15 protein-coding genes are annotated in these 23,027 nt (G+C 62.3%); 1 reads left to right on the forward strand and 14 read right to left on the reverse strand.

Annotated elements, in window-relative coordinates:
- Positions 1–65 precede the first annotated feature (65 nt).
- From ACFSDX_RS23695 to ACFSDX_RS23710, 4 genes are all read right to left on the reverse strand, one after another.
- On the reverse strand, positions 66–1,160 hold the full coding sequence (locus ACFSDX_RS23695) for a hypothetical protein (protein ID WP_382318161.1): 1,095 nt from the start codon (positions 1,158–1,160) through the stop codon (positions 66–68).
- Between the two features lie 171 nt (positions 1,161–1,331).
- Entirely contained in the window at positions 1,332–2,465 is a 1,134-nt protein-coding gene (locus tag ACFSDX_RS23700) for an OmpA family protein (RefSeq protein ID WP_382318163.1), read from the reverse strand.
- 220 nt (positions 2,466–2,685) lie between these two features.
- Positions 2,686–3,840 carry a TIGR03364 family FAD-dependent oxidoreductase gene (locus tag ACFSDX_RS23705; RefSeq protein ID WP_382318165.1) on the reverse strand — a complete coding sequence of 385 codons (1,155 nt, stop codon included), beginning with the start codon at positions 3,838–3,840 and terminating at the stop codon, positions 2,686–2,688.
- A gap of 122 nt (positions 3,841–3,962) precedes the next feature.
- Positions 3,963–4,538: a helix-turn-helix domain-containing protein gene (locus ACFSDX_RS23710; RefSeq protein ID WP_382318166.1), complete on the reverse strand. Its 576-nt coding sequence runs from the start codon at positions 4,536–4,538 to the stop codon at positions 3,963–3,965.
- Between the two features lie 110 nt (positions 4,539–4,648).
- On the opposite strand from ACFSDX_RS23710, the gene ACFSDX_RS23715 reads away from it, so the two are divergent.
- Complete coding sequence (locus tag ACFSDX_RS23715) at positions 4,649–5,395, forward strand: HAD family hydrolase (RefSeq protein WP_382318168.1); 747 nt, start codon at positions 4,649–4,651, stop codon at positions 5,393–5,395.
- Here ACFSDX_RS23715 and ACFSDX_RS23720 read toward each other — a convergent pair.
- From ACFSDX_RS23720 to ACFSDX_RS23765, 10 genes are all read right to left on the reverse strand, one after another.
- Entirely contained in the window at positions 5,392–6,537 is a 1,146-nt protein-coding gene (locus tag ACFSDX_RS23720) for a phosphoglyceromutase (protein ID WP_382318170.1), read from the reverse strand. The genes ACFSDX_RS23715 and ACFSDX_RS23720 overlap by 4 nt on opposite strands.
- A 55-nt stretch (positions 6,538–6,592) precedes the next feature.
- Complete coding sequence (locus tag ACFSDX_RS23725; RefSeq protein WP_382318172.1) at positions 6,593–7,840, reverse strand: alkaline phosphatase family protein; 1,248 nt, start codon at positions 7,838–7,840, stop codon at positions 6,593–6,595.
- 160 nt (positions 7,841–8,000) lie between these two features.
- Positions 8,001–9,104: a sulfatase-like hydrolase/transferase gene (locus tag ACFSDX_RS23730; RefSeq protein WP_382318174.1), complete on the reverse strand. Its 1,104-nt coding sequence runs from the start codon at positions 9,102–9,104 to the stop codon at positions 8,001–8,003.
- 98 nt (positions 9,105–9,202) lie between these two features.
- Entirely contained in the window at positions 9,203–10,786 is a 1,584-nt protein-coding gene (locus ACFSDX_RS23735; RefSeq protein ID WP_382318176.1) for a SusD/RagB family nutrient-binding outer membrane lipoprotein, read from the reverse strand.
- Positions 10,787–10,805: 19 nt separating this feature from the next.
- Positions 10,806–14,090 (reverse strand): SusC/RagA family TonB-linked outer membrane protein, encoded by a 3,285-nt coding sequence (locus ACFSDX_RS23740; RefSeq protein ID WP_382318178.1) that lies wholly within the window; start codon positions 14,088–14,090, stop codon positions 10,806–10,808.
- A 69-nt stretch (positions 14,091–14,159) separates the two neighbouring features.
- Positions 14,160–14,753 carry a phosphonate degradation HD-domain oxygenase gene (locus tag ACFSDX_RS23745; protein WP_382318180.1) on the reverse strand — a complete coding sequence of 198 codons (594 nt, stop codon included), beginning with the start codon at positions 14,751–14,753 and terminating at the stop codon, positions 14,160–14,162.
- Positions 14,754–15,019: 266 nt separating this feature from the next.
- Positions 15,020–16,369, reverse strand: a complete 1,350-nt coding sequence (locus ACFSDX_RS23750) for an MFS transporter (protein WP_382318182.1) — start codon at positions 16,367–16,369, stop codon at positions 15,020–15,022.
- Positions 16,370–16,715: 346 nt separating this feature from the next.
- The gene (locus ACFSDX_RS23755) at positions 16,716–17,843 is read right to left on the reverse strand and encodes a phytase (RefSeq protein ID WP_382318184.1); all 1,128 of its coding nucleotides are present in this window, start codon (positions 17,841–17,843) and stop codon (positions 16,716–16,718) included.
- A gap of 207 nt (positions 17,844–18,050) precedes the next feature.
- Positions 18,051–19,445, reverse strand: a complete 1,395-nt coding sequence (locus ACFSDX_RS23760; protein WP_382318186.1) for a hypothetical protein — start codon at positions 19,443–19,445, stop codon at positions 18,051–18,053.
- 12 nt (positions 19,446–19,457) lie between these two features.
- Positions 19,458–22,196 (reverse strand): TonB-dependent receptor, encoded by a 2,739-nt coding sequence (locus ACFSDX_RS23765; protein ID WP_382318188.1) that lies wholly within the window; start codon positions 22,194–22,196, stop codon positions 19,458–19,460.
- Positions 22,197–23,027 lie beyond the last annotated feature (831 nt).

A 23,027-nucleotide genomic window follows, 5' to 3' on the forward strand; every position in this document is an offset into this window, starting at 1 on the left:
GGCGTAAGCGAACGTTGGCGAACGTGGCTGCTCGCTGCGCTCGCCCGCGAACTGGAAAGTTCGCGTTACTGCCCGCCCAGCGCCACGTACTCGGCGAGGAGCGCTAGTGAGTGCGCGGGGCACTCCCAGTCAATCTGGCTAAGGCGCCAGCGGGCCAGCCAGCGCGTGTGGGGGTAGTAGTTGAGCAGCGGCGCAATGCAGAAGTAGAGGCCGCGGCTGCGCGGCTCCAGGTCGGCCAGCGTCCAGGCGGGGTCGAGGAGGGGCGCGGGCTGCTCGCCCAGCCGCAGCAAGGTGGTGGCCAGCAGTATTTTATTCATGAACGATGAAGCCGTGGCCAGCAGCGCCGGTAGGTCGCGGCGCAGGGTGGCGCGGGCTTCGGCCAGCGGCGGTAGGTCGGCTTCGGCCAGCAGGCGGCCCACGTGGTAGGCGATGAGCGGCGCGGTGGCGTAGTAGGCCGACACGGCGAGCGGGCGGCGGCGGTATTCGCCCGAGGTGATGGTCCAGTTGATAAAAGCCAGGCTGTCCGCGTCGAATTCATTAAGCGGCAGCCCCGTGCGCACGGCCCACAGCATACCGTTGGACAAGGTGCTGGCGTCGAGGTCAATGGGCATGCGCTCGCCGAACCAGGCCGAGTATATTTTCTTGCCTCGGAAGGCCCGGGGGCCAGTGTCAGCCCAGCCCTTTACGGTGTTGGCGTGGGCTTGCAGCTTGGCTTTGAGCCAGCGGTTTTCGGGCTCCGAGCGCGGGTTGCTCAGGTAAACCAGCGAGGTTGAGTCGAGGTCGTCGGGCGCGGCAAAGTGCCGGGTGCGGTGCAGCAGGTAGCCGTGCGGAAAGTGCTGCTTGGGCCGCGGCGGGTAGAAATTATACGTCGCCTGCCCGCTCTTGCTCTGGTACAATGGGTACACCGCCAGCGCCTTAGCCGCAATGTCATCGACCACCGCCTGGCTCGCCGCGGGCAACTGCGCCCGGATTTCGCGCAGCGTAAACACGATGAGCGACGTGAAAAAGCCATTAGAATCGGGCCGCCGGTAGCCCAGCGCCTTTTTCCACCGCAGGCTCGGAAATAAGCCCGCCGGATGGTACTGGTCGCCAATGGATTGCAGCGCCGCGATGCGGGCCACCAGTTGGGCTAGGAGGGAAGAGCGAGAGTCGTCGGCCATGAGGGAAGGCCGCAAAAATACGTTCTGCCCTGCCCTAGGGTGCGTAGACGGTTGCTGAAATCGCCTGTCCTTGCGAGCGCAGCGAAGCAATCGTACCCGAACGGCTCGTCTTGATGCGATTGCTTCGCTGCGCTCGCAAGGACAAACGTTTTTTTCGATTCTCCCTATATCCTAGGGCAGCTGCTCGACCTCCACGCGCCGGTTGCGCACGTCGGGCGAGGGGTAGAGCGGGCGGCTGTCGCCGTAGCCGATGGTTTCGAGGCGGGCGGCGGCCACACCGGCTTTTACCAGGTAGGCCTTCACGGCGGCGGCGCGCTGCTCGCTTAGCACCTGGTTTTTGCCCGGCTCGCCGATGCGGTCGGTGTGGCCCGCCACGCGCAGGCGCAGGGCCGGATTAGCCTGTAAGTCAGTCACTAGCTTGTCTAGCGCCGGGCCCGACTCGGGCAGTAGCGCCGCCTTGCCTTGCTTAAACAGCACCTTGGGCAGCACCACCGGGGCCGGGGTAGGGGCGGGCGCCGGGGGCGCTGCGGCCACCGGCGGCGCCGGGGTGGCGGCTGGCGGCAGCGAATCGGCCGGAGCTGGCTTGGGCGTTGGCACCGGGGCCGGCGGAGTAACTCTAGGTGGCGTTTTAGCCGCGCCCGATACCTGAATGGTGATGGGCACCACGGGGCTCTCGGCGCTGGGGTAGTAGCCCTGGGTGAGATAAAACGTAGTGGTTTTGGCGAGCTTGGCGCGGTAGGTGTTGCCGGTGGTTACGGGCTGCTTCAGCTCGGCGTCGGCAAACCAGCGCACGTCGCGGCCCGACACGCGCAGGGTGCTGAGGGCGCCTGCCGGCACCGTGGCAGCCGACTTGAGCTTGACGCGGTAAAACGTGAAGTCGCCGGTGTCGCAGTCGTGCACCGGGCGGTAGGCGGCGTGGCCAGTCAGCTTCTCCTGGGCGGCGTCGTAGGTGAGTGTGATGGCGCCATCGCACCAGTAGCTGCCGGGCGTGCGCCCGGTTTCGCTCAGCTTGCGCACGTGGCTGAGCTGAAGGGCATTGCCGGTGCGCGTGCCCTTCATCTGGAAGTTTACGGTGATGTAATCCTGCCCGCCCACTTCCTGGTACAGCACGCCAAACAGGTTGTTGTCGGGGCCTTGCAGGCGCAGCACCACCGGCCAGTAGCGCGGGTCGTCGGGCGTGGTTTCCACGCCCTGCCAGGCGCCGGCCAGCGCGGGCGCCTGGGCGCGCGCGGCCGAGCCCGCCAGCAGCAGCACACCGGCCGTATACAAAAAATTGAGTTTCGAGCGCCGCAAAAAGGCTGTCATGCTGCTAGGTACTACAAGGCGTTTAACTTGAAATATTTGAATTCAAGTTCACGTTCCCAAATTAGTATCTGCGGCCCATAATTCGGAGTTCTGGCTTTCAAGACGCCCGGGCAAAAACCAGTTGAGCGTTATTTCACGCTTGGTTTTGAGCGGCTTAGCAAGGTAGGTTTTGGCTTTGCGGTCCTGGTGTTGCCCGCAACAACCATCTAAAGCTGCTGCATCAAAGCCCTAGCTGGGTCACATTATGCTGGGCAAAGCCGCAGGCGCTCGTCATGCCCTTGCCGCCGATGCCGGTGACGAGGTGAATGCGCGGGTCGGGCGAGTGCTGAAAAATCTCGGCCGACTTGCTTTGAGTATAGTAGCCGTTCCAGGTGCGCTGGATGCGCCAGTCGGGCAGGTCGATGATGCGGCGGGCTTCCGTGAGCATCAGCTCGTTGAGGTGGTCGGCGTTGTTGAAATCCAGGTCGTCGGCCCGTGCTATGTCGGCGTACTCGTGGGTGTCGCCGATGATGATGGAGCCATCTACGGCCTGTTTAAACAGGATATGAATGCCCCACTGGCGCAGGTCCGAGTCCATGTCCTCGGCCTGGAGCTGGGCGAATGACGGGCACGCCTTGAACGCCGCGTAGCGCCGCAAACTCAGGCCCGTGAGCACCGAGCCCGGCAATACCACCTGCGGCAGCGGGTAAGTGGCCAGCATTTGCAGCTTCACCAGCTCTAGGTCGCTCTGCGCAAATACGTCGGGGAAGAGGGTTTTGCAGTCGCGGCCGGTGCACACCAGCACCTGTGCAGCCTGGTAGCGCTGGCCGCGCGTATCAATGACGGTGGCGCCCGCGTCGCTGGCCGTCACCTCGCGCACGGGAGTAGCGGGGCGGTAGTCGAGCTGGTAGCGGGCCCCTAGGTAGGCCAGTAGGCGGTGAATCAGCTGGTCGGGCTCGGCAGTCACTTCCTGCTCGAATAGCAGGCCGCCCACGCAGTAGCTGCCGCGCACGGCGGGCAGCCGCTGCTGGCACTGCGCGGCCGTGAGCACCCGCGAGGGGTAGCCGATGGCCGCATAACGGGCGTGTTTTTCTTCCAAAACCTGCATTTCGAGCGCGGTCGAGGCTAGGTAGAGCGAGCCGTTTTGGCGAATCGAAATGTCGTACTCGGCCTGAATCTTTTGGTAGGTGGTGAGGCCGGCACGGGCGTAGTCAAACCACTCGCCCTCGGCCATGCCCGAGGTGATAATCTGCCCGAAGTTGCGCACGGTAGCCTCCCGCGGGCGGGCGTCTTTTTCGAGCAGCAGCACTTTCAGGCCCTTTTGCAGAGCAAAATAGGCGTGGAAAACACCTAGGGCGCCCGCGCCCACCACTATTAAATCATACGAGTTGTGCATGGCCCTTTGGCTAGTAATGTACCGTGGCACAAACCTACTACCCGTTGCCGCCGATGAAACTAAGCGGGCATTATGCCTGCGTTATTTCTGCGGTGAAATCGCCGAGATGCTGCGTCTGCTTCTTAATCCGTGGGGCGCAGCAGGTACACTTTGAAGAGGCGGGCGGGCTGCTCGGTGGCGTTGCGCACCGAGTGGGCCACGATGCCGTCGAAGTACAGCGTATCGCCCGGCCCTAGGCTCACTTCTTCGTCCTTGAAACCATAATGCACTGTGCCTTCGAGCACGTGGATGAGCTCGAGCGCATTGGTGGAGAGCGGCTTGCGGTAGGTATTCGGGTTGATGTGAACTTCGTTGACGCGCAGCGTATAATTGGCCAAATCCTGCGAAAGCAAGTAATTATAGAGCAGGCCCTTAGAATCTTCGCGCTGCTCGGGGCGGCCTTCGCCGGTGCGTACCAGCAGGTAGGGCGCGGCCGGGTTGCCGTTGATGTTCTTGACCAGCACCGCCACATCGACTTCCAGCGAGTTGGCGATTTCGACCAGTACGGAGAGCGAGGGCACGGTGCGAAAGTTCTCGATTTTAGAGAGTAGGCCCGCCGATAAGCCGCTGCGCTTGGCCAATTCGCGCAGGCTCATTTTCTTGGCTTTGCGCAGCTCCAGGATGCGGAGGCCGATTAAACTCAGCTTGTCGTGCTTCATGCGGGCAAGTTCGGTACAAAAACGTAACGTAAAGGTGAGAAAGAGACAATCTGCGGAGCTGAAGCTGACGCGTACTTTTGTTGCATATTAGTCAACAAAATACTTGCGAAATGGACGCGCTGCAACTCATTATATTTGACATGGCCGGCACTACTGTGCGCGACGAGCACGAGGTAGAAGCCTGCTTTGCCCAGGCCGCGGCCGCCACGGGCCTACGCGCCTCGGCGGCGCGCATTCTGGCCGTACAGGGGCAGGCCAAGCGGGCCGTGTTTGAGCAGCTCTGGCGCGAGCAGCTGGGCGACTCGGCCCCGGCCGCCGAGCGCATGGGCCGCGTCGACCACTCGTACCAGGTGTTTCGGGAGGTGCTGGAGGCGCACTACCGCACGGCCGCCGTGCTGCCCACCGAGGGCTGCCTCGAGCTGTTTGCCTACCTCAAAAGCCACGGCATCCGCATTGCCCTCACCACGGGCTTTTACCGCGAGGTAACCGACCTAATCCTGCACCGCCTGGGCTGGGATGTGAACCTCGACGCCCAGCGCCGGGGCAACCGCCACGCCGTTATCGACCTCTCTATTAGCAGCGATGAGGTGGCCGAGGGCCGCCCCGCCCCGCTCATGATTCAGAAGGCCATGCAGGTATTTGGCATCAGCGACCCGCGCCAGGTCTGGAACGTGGGCGACACGCCCTCGGACCTCGAATCGGGCCGGCGGGCGGGCTGCGCCCGCAGCCTAGGTCTGGTCAACGGTACCCACACGCGCGAGCAGTTGGCAAAGTGCCCGAATGATGGCCTACTGGCCTCGCTGGCCGAATTGCACCAGCTGCTGCAAGCCGAGGTGCAGCTGGCCCATCCGGCCTAGCGTGCCGACTGCGAAAGGGGCGCAAAGCTACCCGCCGGCCCCGGCGCGACGGACTCCGCAAGTAGCGGCAGCCCTCCGTCGAAAATGGCCTCGATGGGCGCGCCGGTGAGCTTATCATTGGTATAAGCAACCCCCAGGAGCCGGGCGATGGTCTGGGCCAGCTGGTGCTGGTAGAGCTGGCCGGGGGCGCGCTGCTCGCCAGTGGGCGGGGTGTCGGGGCCCAGCACGGCCAGCCAGGTTTGGTCGGAGCCGCGCAAAAAGCGGCTGTGGTGGGCCCACTGGCCCAGCCGGTTGCCGCCACGGCCGTGGTCTGTGGTGATGAGCAGGGTGGTTTTGCCGCAGTACTTCGGGTCGCTTTGCAAATAGTCCCAGAGCTGGGCCAGGTACTGGTCGGCGGTGTGGGCGGCGCGTACGTAGGCGCCGTAGTGGCCGGCGTGGGCGTGCTCATCGGTGTCGCCCAGGGCCAGGTACAGCACCCTAGGGTGCGCACGTTGGAGGTGCGCAAAGGCGTAGCCAAACGTCAGTGAATCGGGCCGCTCGGCCCCGTGCGGGTCGATGGCGCGCAGCTGCTCGTTCAGGGCCAGCTCGGGGGCCGACAGGCCGGGTCCGGTGGCCGGCTGCCAGCCCGCATTCACAGGCAGGCCGCTGCGCGGCGCGTTGAAAATGAACGGGAAAGCATCCCACGAGCCGTACACCAGCACCTGCTGTTGAAAAGCGGGCTGCCGGCTGATGACCTCTAGTACCGTGGTGTTGGGGTTGTAGATTTTGGCGTTGTTGCGAATGCCGGCGTCGGCTGCGAAGCCAGTCAGCATTTCGTTGTAGCCGGGGTAAGAGAGCCGTGCCTTATTGGTTACGTTCAGGTAGTTGCCAAGGGCCCGGTTGCCGTAGAGCTGGCCCTGCGCTGCCACGGTAGTCCATAAAAACGGCAGTAGCGCCTGCCGCGACGCAGAGGCGGGCGGTAGCGAGCCGGCCGGCTGGTGATGGCGGCCGAGCAGCGCCGGGTCGGCGCCTCCAAATACCTCCTGCCAGCGCAGCCCGTCGATGGTGACCAGGATAAGGTGCTCCGTTTTGAGTTGGGTGGGCTGCGCCTGGGCACGGCCCATTGCGCCCAACAGGGCTAGTAGCAGGACGATTTTTTTCACACGCTCAGTCAATGAGTAGTTCCTGAAATTCTCGCCGCAATCCGAACTCCTCTTCCTACGGCATCAGCCAGCAGTTGACCGTGTTATGCTCGCCTTCCAGCACGATTTTTACAATTTCATAACCTGCGGGTGCCACCTTTTTGCGGTCGAGGGCCAGGTGCTGGCGGGCCAGCGGCACGGTGGCCAGCAGGCGGTAGGTATCGGGTCCGCCGGTTTTGAACTGGTTGGTGGTGGTGGCCCACACCTTCACTTTTTCGGGCTTGGTACCTAGGGCCGTCCAGGTCAGGCGTAGGCTGTCGGGGGTGGCGGCTACCTTGGGCTGCGCCACTGATACCGGCCCGATGAGCGGCACGCCATCGAGCTCGCGCTGGGTGGCCTCGGGCAGGGGCAATTGCATAAAGCGAGCGATGGTAGGCAGTACATCCACGATGGCCACGGGCTGGCGGCGGGCGTAGGCATTGGTACTTTTATCGCTCAGCACCAGCCAAGTAGCACGCTCGCGGGCCGACTGGCCGCCATGGTTGCGGCCGGTGGTGGCGTCGCGGCCGTGGTCGGTGGTGAGGACGAGCAGCCAGTCTTCGGGGTAGCGCCGGGTGCGCTCTTGCAGAACTGCCCAGATGCGGCCCACCTGCTCATCGACGTAGCCCAGGGCCCGGATTTGCTCGGGGCTGTCGCCGTGGCGGTGGCCCATGTCGTCGGTGTGCTCCAGGTACACCCACGAGAGGTCGGGGCCATTATCCTGCAAGCATTTTGCGGCTTCGGCCACCACTTTATCGTCGATGGTGTGGGTGTAGAGGCTGCCTTTGTCGTGCGGAAAGGCCACGGTATCGAGCTCGTAGCCGTCGGCGTGGTAGTCAAACTTTACGTTGCCGGCGGCGGGCAATCCTTCACCCACGAGCTTGGTGCGGTTGTCGAGCCAGGTCGAGAAGATGCCGATTTTGCTGGTCGGGCGGGCTTCTTTTAGCAGGCGGAAGATATTCTTGTACTGGTAGTTGGGCGCTTTTACGGCGTTGTCCCACACGTTGTGCTTGTAGCCCCAGGTGCCGGTGAGCAGGTCCATGTAGCCGGGCGCCGAGATGGTGGGCGTTTGGGTGTAGGCCCCTAGGTCGCCGCCCACGTGGGCGGGCAGGTAGACCCCGCCCGCGATGACCTTTCTAATGTTCGGGGTATTGGCCTTTTCAATAACATCGGCCGGAATGCCATCGGCGATGATAAACACTACCTTGCGGGCGCGGGCCGGTGGCCGGGCGGGGGGTGAGGTAAAGCTCAGCAGGCTGAATAGCAACAAGAATAAGATTTTCATAAAAGCTGTCTGTAAACCGTCTGTCCTTGCGAGCGCAGCGAAGCAATCTTTCCTTCACGCCTAGCTAGCGTTAGCAAACGATAAGGAAAGATTGCTTCGCTGCGCTCGCAAGGACAGACGGACGTTTTGGGCTGGCGCGCTGCTGAATAACTCACTGGTTTTATTTCTTGCCCAGCACCGCGCCCACGGGCTTGCCCGTGGCGGGGGTGGGCGCATAGGCCTGGCCCAGCAGCGCGGCCAGGGTGGCGGCCACCTGGTTTTGGTAGAGCTGGCCGGTGGTGGCCTCCCCTAGGGCGGGCGTGTCGGGGCCAAGGGCGGCGAGCCAGATTTGGTCGGCGCCGGCTACTTCCTTGCCGTGGGTTTCCCACTGGGTGCCGGCCTGGCCGCGGCCGTGGTCGGTGGTGAGGAGCAGGGTGGTTTTGCCGCGGTACTGCGGGTCGCTTTGTAAGTATTCCCAGAGCTGGCGGATGAAGCCGTCGGTGTACTGCGCGGCGTGTAGGTAGGCGGCGTACTCGCCGCCGTGGGCCCAGTCGTCGGTGTCGCCGAAGCCGATGTAGAGTACCCTAGGCTTCTTCTTTTTGAGGTACTCCAAGGCGTAGCCGTAGGTGAACGCATCGAGCCGCTCCTCGCCAAACGGGCTGGGCGAAGCCACCTCCAACTGGTTGAGTAGCTGCTCGCCGGGTGTGAGACCGGGGCCGGTGGCCTGGCGCTGGCCGGCGTTTACGGGCAGGCCGCTGCGCTTCTCGTTCAGGATGTAGGGGTAGGCGTCCCAGGAGCCGAAGGCCGCTACCTTGCCCTTGTAAGCGGGCTGTTGATTCAGCACTTCCAGCACCGACTTATTCGGGTTGTCGAGTGGGTCGTTGCTGTGGATGCGGGCGTCGTCGGCGGCCCCGGTCAGGATTTCGTTATAGCCGGGGTAGGAGAAGCGCATGGTGTTGGTCACGTTCACCGAGCTGCCGGCCGGGCGGTTGCCGTAGAGCTGGCCCTGCTTGGCCACGGTGTTCCACAAGAAAGGCATCAGCGCCGAGCGGCGCTGCTCGGGCGAGGCCTGGCCGTAGTCCTTTTGCAGGGCCTTGCGGTTAGTGAAGTAGTGCTTGCTCTGGCGAAACAGCGCCGTGTCGGCCCCGCCGAATACCTCCTGCCAGCGCATGCCGTCGAGGGTGATGAGGATGACGTTTTCGGTGCGCAGCTTGGGCGTTTGGGCCGGGGCGAGGTGATTGAGCGCCGCGAGGCCAGTCGTTAGTAAACTAGGGAGTAGCTTCATTTCTAATGATATAAATAATATCTAGCTCCTGCCTCGCCTATATGAAGGAGGCAGGAGCTAGACGTATGCTGCAGCCGTACCTAGGGCATTACCCCGCGCTATTTTAGCAGGTACATCACCCCGTTGATGTCGTCATTGCCGCCGTACTGGCTGGCTAGCGCGGCTTGGTAATTAGTAGTGTTGGCGGTGCGCTCGGAGGTGGGGTAGCGGAAGCGCTGCGCAATGCGGCTACCGTTGCCAGTGCCGGGGCCGGTGGTGAAGGTGGGCACGCCGGTGCGGCGGTAGTTGTAGTACGCCTCCAGGCCCGAGTGGCGGAACAGGGTCAGGTATTTCTGCTGCAAAATCTGGGTGAGGCCGGTGCTGCCGCTGGCGTATTTCACGCTGGGCTGGGCGTAGTACGTGGCGAAGCTGACGGGTACGTTGTAGGTGTCGTAGTTTGCGGCAGCGGTTACGTCCGTTGCGCCGGGGCGGTAAAACGAGGCCATGTAGGTGCCGCTGGTGGGCAGGCCGTAGGAGGCCATTGAGGTCTGAATACCAGCCGTGTACCAGGTTTCGGCGTTGCCGGTGGCCAGCCAGCCGCGGTTGATGCCCTCGGCAATGTTGAAGCACATCTCGGGGTAGCCAATCTGGATGCTGGGCTCGCCCACTAGGGTCGAGAAATAGCGCCGGCGGTTCAGAAACGAGTAGCGGCCCTGGCCGGCGTTGTTGTACATCACACCTAGGTCGAGGCCGGCGTCGGCGCCCACGAAGGAAGCAAAGCTGGTCGGGCTCTGGCCCTGGGTATCGACTAGGTAGCGGGCGGGCTCGCAGGTGGCGTACACGCGCGGGTCCTGCAATTGCGTGAGCAGGCCCACGTAGGTGGCCGACATGTTCTTGCGCGAGCCGTCCTGGCCGAAATTGCGGTTGTTGTTGGGGTAGAAGTTGTTAGTAGCCGCGATGTAGACGTACTGCATGTTGTCGGCGCTGCTCGTCATGAGCGGGTACTTGGTGGGGTTGCCCACGATGCTGGCAAACTGCCCGGCCACGTTGAGGTCGGCGTCGCCGTTTTTCTTGCTCAAATTCAGCAGTAAGCGCACGCGCAGCGTGTTCACCACGCGCTGCCACTTGCGCAGGTCGCCGCCGTAGTAGATGTCGCCGTTCACGGTGGTGGTGCCGCCCGCGATGAGCGTACCTAGGTCGGCGTTAGCGCTCTCCAACCACTTGAAAGACTGCACAAATACAGCCTTTTGCGAGTCGTAGGTCGGCGTCAGGTTGTCGAGGCCCAGCAGGGCCTGCGAGAGCGGCACGTCGCCCATTTGCAGGCTCATGCGGGTGTAGAGGTAGGCGCGGAAGAAGTTGCCGAGCGCGGCATAGGGGTTCACGGCGGCCGAACCAGCGGCCAGGGCCTGCTGCTCCATCAGGCCCACGTTTTTGAGGGTGGTGTAGTAGGCGGTGCCGCTGCCAAAATCGTAGCGGTTGTTGCCATAGTAGTCGTAGTTCTGGAGGTAGTACTGGTCCCAGGTTTCGTAGCTGCCGTTGGGAGCCTCGTAGGCATCGTTGAGCACGCCCGTGAGCAGCAGCGAGGCCGGCACGGCGTTGGGCTTGTTCTCGTTAAGCGTCAGCTCATCGAGCGTTTTATTGCAGCTCGTGGCACCTAGGGTTAGCAGGCCGAGGAGGGCGGCGGTTTGGAAGATGTTTTTCATCGTAGCGAAGCCGTTGCGGTTAGAAAGTGGCGTTCAGATTCAGGCCGTAGCTGCGCACGGTGGGCGACTGCAAGCCCGTCTGCGAGATGGCGCCGTTGTACTGGTCCAGGTCCACGTCTTTGAAGCGCTTGTCGCCGTAGAAATACAGCAGGTTGCGGCCGATGAGCGACACGGATACCTTCTGAATGAAGCTGTTGCCGAGTAGCGTGCGGGGCAGGTCGTAGCTGATGGTGACCTCGCGCAGCTTGCCGAAGGTCTTGCTCATCAGGCTGGCTTCCTGCACGCCGTAGTAGCGGCTCACGTAGTCCTGCACGAAGGCTTTGGTGGTGTTGGGCGCAAATTGCAGGGCCTCGGGATTGAGGATGCGGCCGGTTTGCGCGTCGTAGTTGATGCTGGCGCCGTTGGCCACCTGCACGCCTTCGCCCACGTAGGTGCCGGTGTAGCCGGCCTGGCCGTACTGCTGCCAGTCTTGGTAGCGGGCATCGCCGAGGGCGCCCTCGGCGGTGAGGGCGTTGCGGCCGCCGCGCATGGTTTGGCGAAACATGTAGTCGGTCGTCACGCCGCCCACGGCGCCGTCGAACTGAAAGGCCAGGCCCAGCGACTTGTAGTGCAGCTTGTTATAGATGCTCCAGTTAAACTTCGAGTTCAGGTCGCCTAGGTACTGCGCCACCGGGTTTACCAGGGGCTTGCCGCCCGCGTCGTTCACCACCTGGCCGTCGGGCGTGCGCACGAAGGCCGTGCCGTAAAACTTGTCGGTGCGGTCGCCCTGCCGGAAAAACGTCTGGTACAGCTCCTGGCCGGGGGGCAGCTCCGAATAGGTGCGCTTGAAGGTCGAGTAGTTCACCAGCACGTCCCAGCCAAAGCCGTTGACGTTTTGCACCGGCGTGCCGGTGAGGCTGGCTTCGTAGCCGATATTCTTAGTGCTTAGGGCGTTGATAGTCTGCGTCGTGTAGCCCGTGGCCGTCGAAATTGGATTGGCTAGAAGCTGCGGCCCGTCGATATACTGGAAGGCGGTCAGGCTCAGACCCAGGCGGTTTTGCAAAAACTTGACGTCAACTCCTTCCTCGTAGTTCACCCGCGTAAACGGATTGAGGACGGGCGCGAAGAGGTTGTTGGTGCCGTAGCCCGCCGTTTGGTTGTTGTAAGGCTTGCTGGTGGTGTAAAACGACTGTAGCGAATAGTCCGGGCCGTTATAAGGCGACTCATACGTATTGCCATACCCCAGCGGGTTGGTATAGAGCGAGTTGCCAGTGCTGCCCCCAAACACGGTGATGGAGTTGAAGGGCGCCGGCCCGATGGTATTGGCCGTGCCCCCGCCCCGGATGCTGGCAAACGAGCCCCGCACTTTCAGGAAGGAAATGGCCGTGGGCAGCTTCACGTAGTCCGACACGGCCGTGGCCAGCGACACGCTGGGGTAGAAAAAGCTAACCGGCGTGCGCAGCGCCGACGTGCGGTCAATGCGGCCCGTGCTCGACAGCGTGGCGTAGCGCCCCAGGCTCAAATCGAGCGAGTAGTAGGCGCTCAGCACCCGCATCTGCGAGTTGAAGCTGGTGCTCTGCACGGGGTTCAGCGAGTTGCTGAAGGCGTACACCTCGGGCACATTGAGGTAGTCGGTCGAGGTCCAGTTCGAGTTGTAGGTGAAGTTGCGGGCGTTGCCGCCCACCAGGCCGCTCAGGTTAAAGAACTTGCTGGCCCCTAGGTCGTAGTTGTAGCTCAAAAAGCCCTCGATGTTGTTATCGAATAGGTTGCGGCGGTCTTCGCGGTAGTCGCCTAGGTTGCCCTCGCGGCCGTAGGGGTGGGCCGAAAACGGCATTTTCTCGGTGCGCAGCAGGTTGTAGGTGCTGATTTGGGTGCGCAGCGTGCCGCTCAGGTGCTCGTCTATCTTGTAGTTGCCGGTGAGGTAGGCGTAGGTGTCGTTTTTGTAGTGGCCGCGGGTCCACTTCTCCACCATCAGCCAGGGGTTGTGGTAGCGCTGGTACTCGGCAAATACCGACTGCGTGCCCACCTGCCCCGGCTGCCAAATGCCCCGGATGTCGGGCGCATTCACGTCCCAGTCGGCCCCGGTCCACACCACTGAACTGTAAATGAGGCTGTTGGGGCCGTAGTCCACGTCGGGGAAGTTGTCGGTAAACTGCCGGTTGAAGTTTACGTTGGCTTCAATCTTGAAGCGCGGGCTCGGGTTGAAGGAGCCGTAGAGGTTGAAATTGACGATGTTCACCCCATTGTTGGGGATGTAGCTGTCCTGCTTTTGCTGCGACACCGAGAAGCGCGTGGTGTAGGTATCCCCGTTGGCGCTCAGCGAGATGTTGTTGTTGGTCTGGAAGCCGGTACGCAGAAAGTTCTGCAGGTTGTTGGCACCGCGCGCCACCCAGGGCGTGCCCTGGCGCACCCCGTTCACGATGGGCGAGTCGTATTGCGGAATGAGCTGGCCGTTGAAATACGGCCCCCACACGTCGTAGTCGCCGTCCACGCCGCCCGGCGCGCCACCCTTACCGTTCACAAACTGGTACTGCGTGTTTTCGCCCGGCCCGTAGGAGTTTTGCAGGCGCGGAAACGCCAAAAAGCCCGATTGCAGCACGTTGCTGGTGTTCAGCTCCACCGTGAAGCCTTTCTTGTTGCGGTTGCCCTTCTTGGTGGTAATCAGGATGGCCCCGTACTGCGCCCGGTTGCCGTAGAGCGCGGCGGCGGCCGGCCCTTTCAGCACGGTATAGGTTTCGATGTCATCGGGGCTGATGTTCCAGGTATCGGTGTCAATGGGGAAACCATCGACCACGTACAGCCCCACGGCGTTGCCGCGCAGCAGTACGTTGGGCGCCCGCAGCAGCTCGGCCGACGGGCCCACGCTCAAGCCCGCCACCTTGCCCGTGAGGCCGGTGATGGGGTTGGGGTCGCGGGCCCGGATGAGGTCTTCGCCGTTGACTTCCTGCACCGCGTAGCCGATTTTGCGGGTCTCTTTTTTCACGCCTAGGGCGGTTACTACCACCTCGTCGAGCTGCTTGTTGTCGGTGGCCAGGGTCACGGCCAGCGTCGTCTGGGCACCCACCGTCACTTCCTGCGATACCGCGCCCAGTGAGCTGATAACCAGCACGTCGCCGGGCTGGGTGGGCAGCACGAAGCGCCCGTCTGAGTCGGTAGTCGTGCCCTTGTTGGTGCCTTTTATGACGACGCTCACGCCGGGCAGCGGCTGCTTCTTATCGTCCGTTACGGTGCCGCCGATGGGGCTTTGAGCCCACCCTAGGTGGGGCGCCAGCCCAAACGCCAGCCCCAGTCCCAGCACTGAAATCTGTTTGTAAATACTGCGCATAGAAGGAGAAAAAGAGGTGGAGAAAACAGAAGAAGCGGGCCGTGCGGGCCCGAAAGGTTCGCGCAAAGCCTAGGCTGGCTGGTGCTGCAAGTGCCGTAGCGCCAATTCTTTGAGATGGTCGAGCCGGCCCACAGGCTGGTCGCTTTCCTTGGCCTGCTCGTCCCAGCGCCGCAACTGGAGCACGAGGTCAGCGTCGGGGTCCTGCTCGAAGGCGGCGGCTTCGGTCGCGCTCATCACTCCGCCCTGAAAGGCCAGCGTGGCCAGGCTGGCCTCGGAGAGCTGCCGCAGGTAGCTAGGATACTTGTAAGTGAGGTAGCGCTTGGCCAGCACGTGGCTCTCGACTAGCCGCGCCACGCGCTCCGAAAAGCCGCGGGCCCGCAGGTAGTCGGCCCCCAGCTTTTCGTGGTCCACGGCCCCAAAGCCATTCATCGACTCGGCGGCCATTTCCGGGGCGCACAGGTGCCCTAGGTCGTGGAAGAAGGCGGCCAGTACCACCTCGTCGTCGGCGCCGGCGGCCTCGGCCAGCGCGGCGGCCTGCCACATGTGCTCGAGCTGCGACACCGGCTCGCCGATGTAGTCGGCGTGGCCGTGCGTTTCGTAGAGGTCAAAAACTTGCGCCACCGCTTGCTGCGGACTGATAGCCAGCCGGGTATGCTTATCCATGAATTGCGTGGGGTTGAGAAAGCCGGGCCTCCTAAAAGGAAGCCGAGCCGCACTAAAAGCGGCGGACCTAGGAGCCAGCAGCCCGCCAGGAGGGAAGGGCGAAAAGCGGCGCTGCTGCTACCGGTAGCTCGTGCCCGGCCGTTGCGAAGCGATCGGTTAGTGAAGGGAAACTAGCTTTTTAGTAGCCTCGGGAGTCCTATTTTGTCTAGGCAAAGTTCAGGTTTGCCGCCCTGGCCAACGTCGCCGATTAGTCACTAAATCGTTACCTAATTGTGGCCTGCTTTTTCATATAAGTCAACGACCACCTCTCCTGCCAGCACGGGCGCCGGGCTCGGCCGCTGCTCCTGGGTGCGGTAGAAGACCAGCGCCACCACCGCCGTGGCCGCCGCCAGCAGCGCCAGCGCTAGAAAGGCGGCGCTCCAGCCTTGGTGCTCGGCCAGCGCGCCCGTGAGCCACAGCGCCCCGGTGGCGCCGGCGTAGCCCACGGCATCGACCAGGCCCGAGGCCGTGGCCGCGCCCTGCCGCCCGCCCGCATCCAGGGACATGGCCCCCGCCAAAAATGAGTAGGGCCCCAGTAGCAGCAAGCCCGCTAACGAAATGAATACCAGTGGCCACCGGCTGCCGCCGCCCGGCTGGCTCATGAGGAGCAGCACCGGCACCAGCCCCACGCTGGCCGCCAGAATGAGCGGCCCGCGCTGCCCTCGCAGCCAGGCATCGGAAATGTAGCCGGCCCCGAGAATGGACACCATGCCGAAGCCCGAGTACAGGGCGCTGTACTGCGAGGCCGCGCCCTCCGGGAGGTGGGCCGCCTCCACGAGGTAGGTGGGCACCCAAAAGCTAAAGGCTTCGCGCAGCGCGGTGAGGCCAAACGAGAGCCCCAGCATCAGCAAAAAGGAGGGGCTGCGGAAGTAGGGCCGCAGCAGCGTCCCTAAGGAGGTGGGCTGGTCGGCCGCGGCCGGGTCGGGGCTGGCGAAGAGGCTGGTGGGGCTGGCCGGCGGCGCTTCGAGCCCCACGCTGGCCGGCGTGGCGGCCAGGGTCAGCCAGTTGGCCAGCGCCACCAGGGCCAGCACGCCCGCCGCCGCTATAAACAGCCCGCGCCAACCCAGCCCTAGGTCCAGCAATTGGCCCAGCACGAGCTTGGCCGCGATGTCGCCCACCAGGTAGCTGAGGCTGAGCAGGCCCATGATGCGGCCGTAGGCGCGGTACGAAAACCAGTTGGCCGTGAGCTTCACCAGGCCCGCCCAGCCCATCGACTGCACCAGCCGGTTGGCGGCCCAGGCCGCGAAGAATACCGCCACGCCCTGCCCCAGCCCGAAGGCCACCGTGGCCAGCACCGCGCCCACCATGCCGAGCAGAAATATCTTTTTACCACCCAGAAAATCGCCCAGTACGCCGTTGAAAACCTTCCCTAGGGCATAAAACAGCACGCCCACTGAGGCCAGCTGCCCCAGCACTTCCTTATTAAGCCCTCGGCCGCCAAACTCGCGGATGAGCAGCGGCGCGGCCACCGCCAGGTTGGAGCGGCACAGGTAGTAGGCACTGTAGCCCACAAATAGCCCCGCCGCCGTGCGGAATTGCCAGCGTTGCAGCGGCGTGCCTGGCAAAAGCTTGGACATAGCAACCTAGGGAAAAGAGTGAAAACCGGCCGTAAATACCGCTTGGGTCAACTGCTTTTCTTTCAGTGACTTGCTTAGCAGCCAAGTAATTGAATTGCCACTGGCTGGCTGGTATTTTCAGTAGACAAAGTTGGGTTTTCTAGACTAGCCCTGTGTTCTCCCGAGGTTGTTTATGTGTTAATAATTTTATGAAATTTGTTGACTATAAGTAAACGCAGCTTGCCAGTTGGGTCGCGCTATGCTGGCAAGCGCTGCTGGTCCAGCAAACGAACAGCCCCTGGGTCAGCCGGCGGCGCAAAATGCGCGGCGCGGCTACCTAGGGGCTGCTTAAATGAGCTCGTCTGGCTTATTGCACGGCCTGCACGTCCTTGCCCAGCAGGTCTTCCCAACGGTAGTAGTGGAAGGTGCGGTTGTCGGACATGGCCACGAACAGGCCGTGCGGAAACTGCGCGTTCAGGGGCACGTTGGTCACGTCGGAGCCGTCGCTGAAGTGGGCGGCCACCGGCACGGCGCGCAGCTCGGGGTGCGCGTTGGGGTCGGCGGCCGTGCCCTGGCGGGGGAAAAAGCGGAACTGGCTCGCCGCCTGGTCCGATACCAGGATGTAGCCCGTTTTAGGGCCGGTTTTGTAGATGGAAATGCCTTCGTGGTCTTCGGTGAAGCCGGTTTTGGCAAACAGGGCTAGTTCGGCGTTGCCCTTCGCGGGGTCGGCGTAGTACTTGCGCACGCCCACGCCCTCATCGGAGTAGTAGATGAAACCCAGCTCGTTATCGACGGCGATAGATTCGATTTCCTTCTTGCCGCTCCAGGTGCCGAAAGTGCGCACCGGCGTCATGGTGAGTTGGCCGCGGCCGTCGTCGGCCAGCCGGTATTGGGCCAGGTAACCTTCGCTGGGGCCGGTTTTGCGGCCCACTACCGCAAACATGACTCCGTCGGTGGGCCGGGTATAGATGGCCACGCCCATCGGCATGCGCTGCTCGGCCGGCGCACCCGCAAACACGGCGAGGTTGCCGTGGTCGAGGGGCTGCATGTCGGGTAGGCGGAAGGCGCGCAGCTTGCCCGTTTCGCGCTCGGTCACGAGGGCAAAGTCCGTGGGCTGCCCGCCAAGCTTCAGGCCGTAGGCTAGGTCCACGTTGTTGGGGCGCTTGAGGCCGTGCACGGTTTTAGTGGTCAGCTCTTTACCTTGCAAATCAAATACATACAAGCCGCCATCCGAGTCTTTGTCGGTGCCGATAACCAGGCTCTTGGCCGGGTCTTGGGCGTTGACCCAAATGGCCGGGTCGTCGGTATCGTAGCGCACGGGCTGCGAGATGACCACGGGCCGCACCACGCCGGGGCCGGTGTTGGTGCCATCGTCGGCGAGAGTAACGGCTGGGGCGCCGCTGGTGGCCTGGGCCGCGTGCTGGCAACTGGTGAAGGTGCCAGCAGCTGCTAAAAGTAGGGTAGGGGCCAGCGGGCGCAAGGCAGAGAAAGGCATAGAGAAGGTGACAATGCAGCACGGATTGGCATTCCGTATTACGACAGTAGAGGCTATTCGAAGTAGTTTAATATGCTGAAAAACACAGCTGTTCTTGCGAGCGTAGCGAAGCAACCGCACTAGGGCGAGCCGCGTGGGTTCCGCTCAGGTGCGATTGCTTCGCTACGCTCGCAAGGACAGGCCTTTTTAATTCAGGCAAACAGCTGCTTATTGCTGGTTGCCGACGTTGCCCGACTGGTACGCCCCGGCATCGGTGCCCGGCGCGGTAACGGCGGGTGTAAACAGGCCGCGCACGCTGAGGCTGCCCACCGCATTGAGGGGCGCGAAGCTGGTATTGCCCTTGCCGATGGCCGGCGAGCTGCCTTGCAGGCGCAGGTTGCTGGTCGCGTTTAGGAAATTGGCCGACTGCATGGCCGTGCTCGGGGCGGCGGTGGTGCCAGCGGCGGTGGCCAGGTCGGCTAACACAAACCTAGGGTCGTTGGCTCCGGCCGCGCCGCGGGTGTCGCCGGGCTTGCTGGCCGTGGTGGAGCCAGCGGTGGCGGCGTTGAACTCGGCCGCCTGGTAGCTGGTGCTGCCGTAGTAGTACTGGTTGTCGTACTGAATGTTAGCCACGTCGGGCGGCGAGTCGGAGCGCAGGCGCAGGCCAAAGCGGCAGTTCACAATCAGGTTGTTATAAATCTTGCCGGCCGCCTGCACCTCGTAGTTGATGGAGCCGCCCCGGCCCGACTTAGTTTGGCGGTAACCGCAGTTGAGGTAGGTGTTGTTATAGGTCGCCACGGTGGTCGGCACGGCCGAGGCCGCCACCGACGCCACTTTGGTGCCGTTGGTGGCCGCGCCCACGAAGGTGTTGTAGGCCACATCGCCCACCGAGCCCGCCTTGATGTTAACCGCCTCGCCACCAGTCTTACCGGCTTTCTCAAACCGGTTGCGCATGATGCTGAACTTGCAGCTTTGCAGGCGCACAAAGTCATCGACGCTGCCGTGGAAATAGCAGTCTTCGAGCACGCACACGGCGCTAGGTTTCTTAGCCAGCATCGACACGCCCATTTTGGGGTCGCCGGCCGCGTAGCCGGTGGGCGCATTGGCGCCGTAGGGCCCGCCCACGTAGCCTAGGTCGGTGTAGCGCAGCACTAGCAGCGAGGCGCCGTCGGCGTTGATGCCGCCCCAGTACCCCTTAAAAGCCGGGTCGGCGGCCACGTCCTGCACCTGCGTGGGGTCGCCCTTAAGGTTGTCGGCAATGGTAATCACCACCGGCGCAGCCTTGGTACCGAGACTCAGCATGGTGCCGTTCACCACGAAGCCGGGGTTGTTGCTCGCCTGCCCAAACGTGCCGGGCGACCTAGGTTTGCCAATCACCAGAATCTTCACGCCCGCCTGCAGCAGCAGCGTGTCACCGTCATTCACCGTGACGTCGGACACCATATAATAAGGAGCCGTGCGCCCCGCGATGGTGCCCTTAATGGGGCTGCGCAGCGTGTCGCCGCTGAAAGCCTGGCCCACCGTCTGGACGGGCGCGGCAATGTCAATAATTTCTTCGCAGGATGAAAGCAGCGCGCTGCTCAGCACGAGCACAGCAGCGGAACCTAGGAGCGTAAAACGCATGATGCTAGCTAATTAAAGGCGAAAGCGGAGGCCCGCCAGGTAGTAGGCCTTGAAGGTTTGATTCACCACCGACACCCGGTCGGCCCGGTCCTGGTAGGGGAGGGCTGAGGTGGCGGGGCTGCCAGCTGCGGCCGGGGCGCCCGCGGCCAGAATATCGACCTGGTAGGGCGTGTTAAGCAGGTTTTGCACCTTCACGTAGGCCGTCAGCCCAAAGCGCTTGCCCTCCTTGGTGAGACGCTTCTCGGCCGAAAAGTCGAGCTGCGACTGCGCCCGCTGCCAGTAGTCGAGGCCCAGAAACTGGCCCACCTGCACGATGCGCGCCCCCGTGTACACGTAAGCCAGCTGCATATCGAGGCCTAGGCGCGGGTTTTTGTAGAGCAGAGAGGCATTGCCCACGTGCTTCGACTGGCCTTGCAGGGAGCGTTTTTGGGGCACGCTTAGGCTGGCGTCGCCGGCCGTGGCGTTGCGGGCCTTGTTGGTCGTGATGTCCGACACCGTAAAGGTGTAGTTGGTGGCCAGGCCCAGCGGCCCGAAGTACTTGACGCCCACCCACTCGAAGCCGTAATTAGTAGCCGTGCCGAAGTTGTTGGGCTGGTACACCGTCACCGTCGTATTGGGCAGCGCCACGAGGGCATACTCAATCGGATTCTTGATGTTTTTGTAAAACGCCCCCACCATCACCTGGTCGTTGCCGGCCCCGAAGAATTCGTAGCGCAAATCCAGGTTCTGCGCCTTGGTGTGCAGCAGGTAAGGGTTGCCGGCCTCGGGGTACACGTTGCTCTCGCTCACGCTGCCCGCGTTGTTGTGGGGCGTCAGCTCAAAAAAGCTGGGCCGGCTGATAGACGAGAAGTACGACGCCCGCAGGTTTTGGCGCGGCGACAGCGCGTAGCGTAGGTGCAGGCTGGGCAGGTAGTCGGGGTACAGCTGGCGGCCCTTGTAAGCCGCCTCGGAGGTAGGTAAGCTCGTGATGTACTGCTGATTGGTATGCTCAAAGCGCAGCCCACCCAATATTTCCCAAGCGCCGCGTACCAGCCGCAGCTGGCCGTAGCCAGCGGCTATCTTCTCGGTGGCGGTGTAGTTGTTATTGCCCACGTAGATGCCCTGTGGGTTAAATACCGTGTAGGTTTCCGAGTTGATATCCTGCTCATTCACTGCCGTTTGGCCCGAGGCCCGCAGCTGGTAGCTCAGGTAGCGGTTGGTGCGGTCCTTGTCGCGGTAGAGGCCGCCCACGCCCAGCTCCAGGCCTTCGCCTAGGTCATATTTCAGGTTGAGGTAAGCGGCCTTGTCCTGGTCAGTATTATCGAGCCAGATGCGGCTTACGTCCTGGTAGCGGTTGCCGGCCGAGGTCAGCTTGAGGTCCTGCTCGGTCACGTCGGGCACGTTGTTGGTCGCCCGCGAATACACCAGCGACCAGCTGGCCGACAGCCGGTCCGTGAGCTGGTGCTCGCCTTGCAGCGTGCCGTTGGCAATGCCCTGGCGCTGCAAGCGCGAGCGCAGGCGGCGGTCCACGTCGGGGCGGGCGTTGCCTTTATACGTAGTGTCGGTTTCGAAGCGGGCCTGAGCCTCATCGAGCTGCAAGTACACGCCGTAAAAGCGCAGCGTATTGCGGCTGTTGAGGCGGTAGTCGAGCTTGGCATTCAGCCCTAGGCGCTCCTGCCGCGTCGAATACTGCTGCACGTGTAAAGTGCGCAGCACCGGGTAGTTGTCCTGCGTAATGCCCGTTTCGTAAAAGTAGCCGTTCGAGCCCCGCGTCTGGCCCTGGTACGAGCCGGCCAGCAGCACCCCTAGGCGCTGGTTCTTGCCGTAGCGGCTGCCGAAGGTCAGGTTACCCAGCAGGTTGGGCAGCGCAGTTTTATGGGTGAACGTTGCCCACGGAAAATCGCTAGTTTTAGCCTGATAGTCACTCCCATTGCGCACGGCCGGCGACTCGCGATTGATAGCGCCCCGGTCAAAACTCAGCAGCGAGCGGTCAAAAAATAGCTGCCCATAGCCCGTGCCCAGCTGGCCCGTGAGGGTACGCTCGGCGGGCGCGTCCTTCATCACCATATTTATCACGCCGCCCGTGGCATCGCCTTCCATGCTGGGAGTCAGGGCTTTGGTCACCTCCAGGCGCTGAAGCAGGTCAGCCGGAAAGATGTCGAGCGGCACGTAGCGATTGTAGGGGTCGGGGCTCGGAATCTTGATGCCGTTGACCAGCGTGTAGTTGTAGCGCTTGTCCATGCCCCGCACAATGGCATAGCGGCCATCGCCATTGGTGCTACGCTCCAGCGTTACGCCCGACACGCGCTGCAACACGTTGGCCACCTGAATATCCGGTGATACCTGAATGGCCTGGGCCGATACCACGTTCACGATGCTCGGCGCTACCTGCTCGACGCGCCGGGCCGTTGTTTCGCCCTCGGGGTCGCGGCGGCCTTGCACCACTACTTCTTCCAGCGCATTGTTTTTGTCGCGCAGCCGCAGGCTCAGCGTCTGGTCGGGCTGAGCTTCCGTTAGTGAAACGTGCTGATTTAGTAGCTGATAGCTTACCAATTGCCCCACTAGCTCATACTCGCCCGCCGGCACGTTGCGCAAAGTAAAGGTGCCATCGAGCTGGACCTGCCCATTGTAGTTGGTGCCTTGCAAGTACACCACCGCGCCCACCAACGGCTCGCCGGTGCGCGCATCCGTCACGCGCCCCCGGATGGTGCCCGCCCGAAGGGTGAGCGGTAAGAGTAGCAAGCCAAAGAAAGTAGTGTAAATATGACCCATTAGTAGCAGGTTAAGAACAGCAATTTTACCAGTGCAAAATTCTGGCGCTGCCCCTCTGCCTGCCAAGGCACGCGTGTTATCAAACTGCTTCCAAAGGCTTTGATGTTATAATGATTATTGAATAATTACCATGCTATTCACGTAATTTCAAGCAAAAGGCTACACAGAATTGCACTTGCCAAAGCCCTTTACCATTTCATTACGGTGTGCTGGCTTTCTTAACACGCTGCTATCATTGCTGCGCAGGCTCAGAAGTAGAGAGCTGGCTATTAATAGGGGAGCTCTGCCTTGCTGCTTGCCATCTTCCTGTAGGCTATAGCACGACATAGTTCAGTGCTTACCGCCGCATGCATTGGCTGCGGGCTACACCAGTTTGTAGCACCAACTATCATTCGCCAGACGCCTCTGTATATATAAGGACAGTGTGTTCCTCTATACAACAGGTGTCAAGTAGGCTACCACCAAGGCTCTCCTAGGTTCAGGGTAAGGGAATAGTGGTTTTCACCACCTAAAATGAGTGCCTCAAGAGTTATGGTTCCGCAGGAATTTTTCAAGACTGGCTCAAGTTATTGGTGAGGCCCTGACGCTGACCTCAGTAGTAAGCAACCTAAAAAAGAATAGTGGCTAAATTTTGCAGGACGTTGCAAAAACAAAAAAGCTTTTCTACTTTTGCACCCCGCTTCAACCGGAGGCGGTCAGACAACCAAAGTAGCCGAGAAAGTCACTAAAAACTCTCTCGTTTTAAATTTGGAAGTTAAAAAATTCTGCTTACCTTTGCACTCCCAATCACAAACAGGGCTTGCAAACGGCAAGAAAACGAGTCGCTAAACT

Origin of the sequence: Hymenobacter bucti, assembly GCF_042681145.1 — a bacterium.
Taxonomy (GTDB): domain Bacteria; phylum Bacteroidota; class Bacteroidia; order Cytophagales; family Hymenobacteraceae; genus Hymenobacter; species Hymenobacter bucti.

Coding starts and splice junctions, on each gene's coding strand:
- ACFSDX_RS23695 (WP_382318161.1), bottom strand. CDS start 1,160: ATGGCCGACGACTCTCGCTCTTCCCTCCTAGCCCAACTGGTGGCCCGC.
- ACFSDX_RS23700 (WP_382318163.1), bottom strand. CDS start 2,465: ATGACAGCCTTTTTGCGGCGCTCGAAACTCAATTTTTTGTATACGGCC.
- ACFSDX_RS23705 (WP_382318165.1), bottom strand. CDS start 3,840: ATGCACAACTCGTATGATTTAATAGTGGTGGGCGCGGGCGCCCTAGGT.
- ACFSDX_RS23710 (WP_382318166.1), bottom strand. CDS start 4,538: ATGAAGCACGACAAGCTGAGTTTAATCGGCCTCCGCATCCTGGAGCTG.
- ACFSDX_RS23715 (WP_382318168.1), top strand. CDS start 4,649: ATGGACGCGCTGCAACTCATTATATTTGACATGGCCGGCACTACTGTG.
- ACFSDX_RS23725 (WP_382318172.1), bottom strand. CDS start 7,840: ATGAAAATCTTATTCTTGTTGCTATTCAGCCTGCTGAGCTTTACCTCA.
- ACFSDX_RS23730 (WP_382318174.1), bottom strand. CDS start 9,104: ATGAAGCTACTCCCTAGTTTACTAACGACTGGCCTCGCGGCGCTCAAT.
- ACFSDX_RS23735 (WP_382318176.1), bottom strand. CDS start 10,786: ATGAAAAACATCTTCCAAACCGCCGCCCTCCTCGGCCTGCTAACCCTA.
- ACFSDX_RS23740 (WP_382318178.1), bottom strand. CDS start 14,090: ATGCGCAGTATTTACAAACAGATTTCAGTGCTGGGACTGGGGCTGGCG.
- ACFSDX_RS23745 (WP_382318180.1), bottom strand. CDS start 14,753: ATGGATAAGCATACCCGGCTGGCTATCAGTCCGCAGCAAGCGGTGGCG.
- ACFSDX_RS23750 (WP_382318182.1), bottom strand. CDS start 16,369: ATGTCCAAGCTTTTGCCAGGCACGCCGCTGCAACGCTGGCAATTCCGC.
- ACFSDX_RS23755 (WP_382318184.1), bottom strand. CDS start 17,843: ATGCCTTTCTCTGCCTTGCGCCCGCTGGCCCCTACCCTACTTTTAGCA.
- ACFSDX_RS23760 (WP_382318186.1), bottom strand. CDS start 19,445: ATGCGTTTTACGCTCCTAGGTTCCGCTGCTGTGCTCGTGCTGAGCAGC.
- ACFSDX_RS23765 (WP_382318188.1), bottom strand. CDS start 22,196: ATGGGTCATATTTACACTACTTTCTTTGGCTTGCTACTCTTACCGCTC.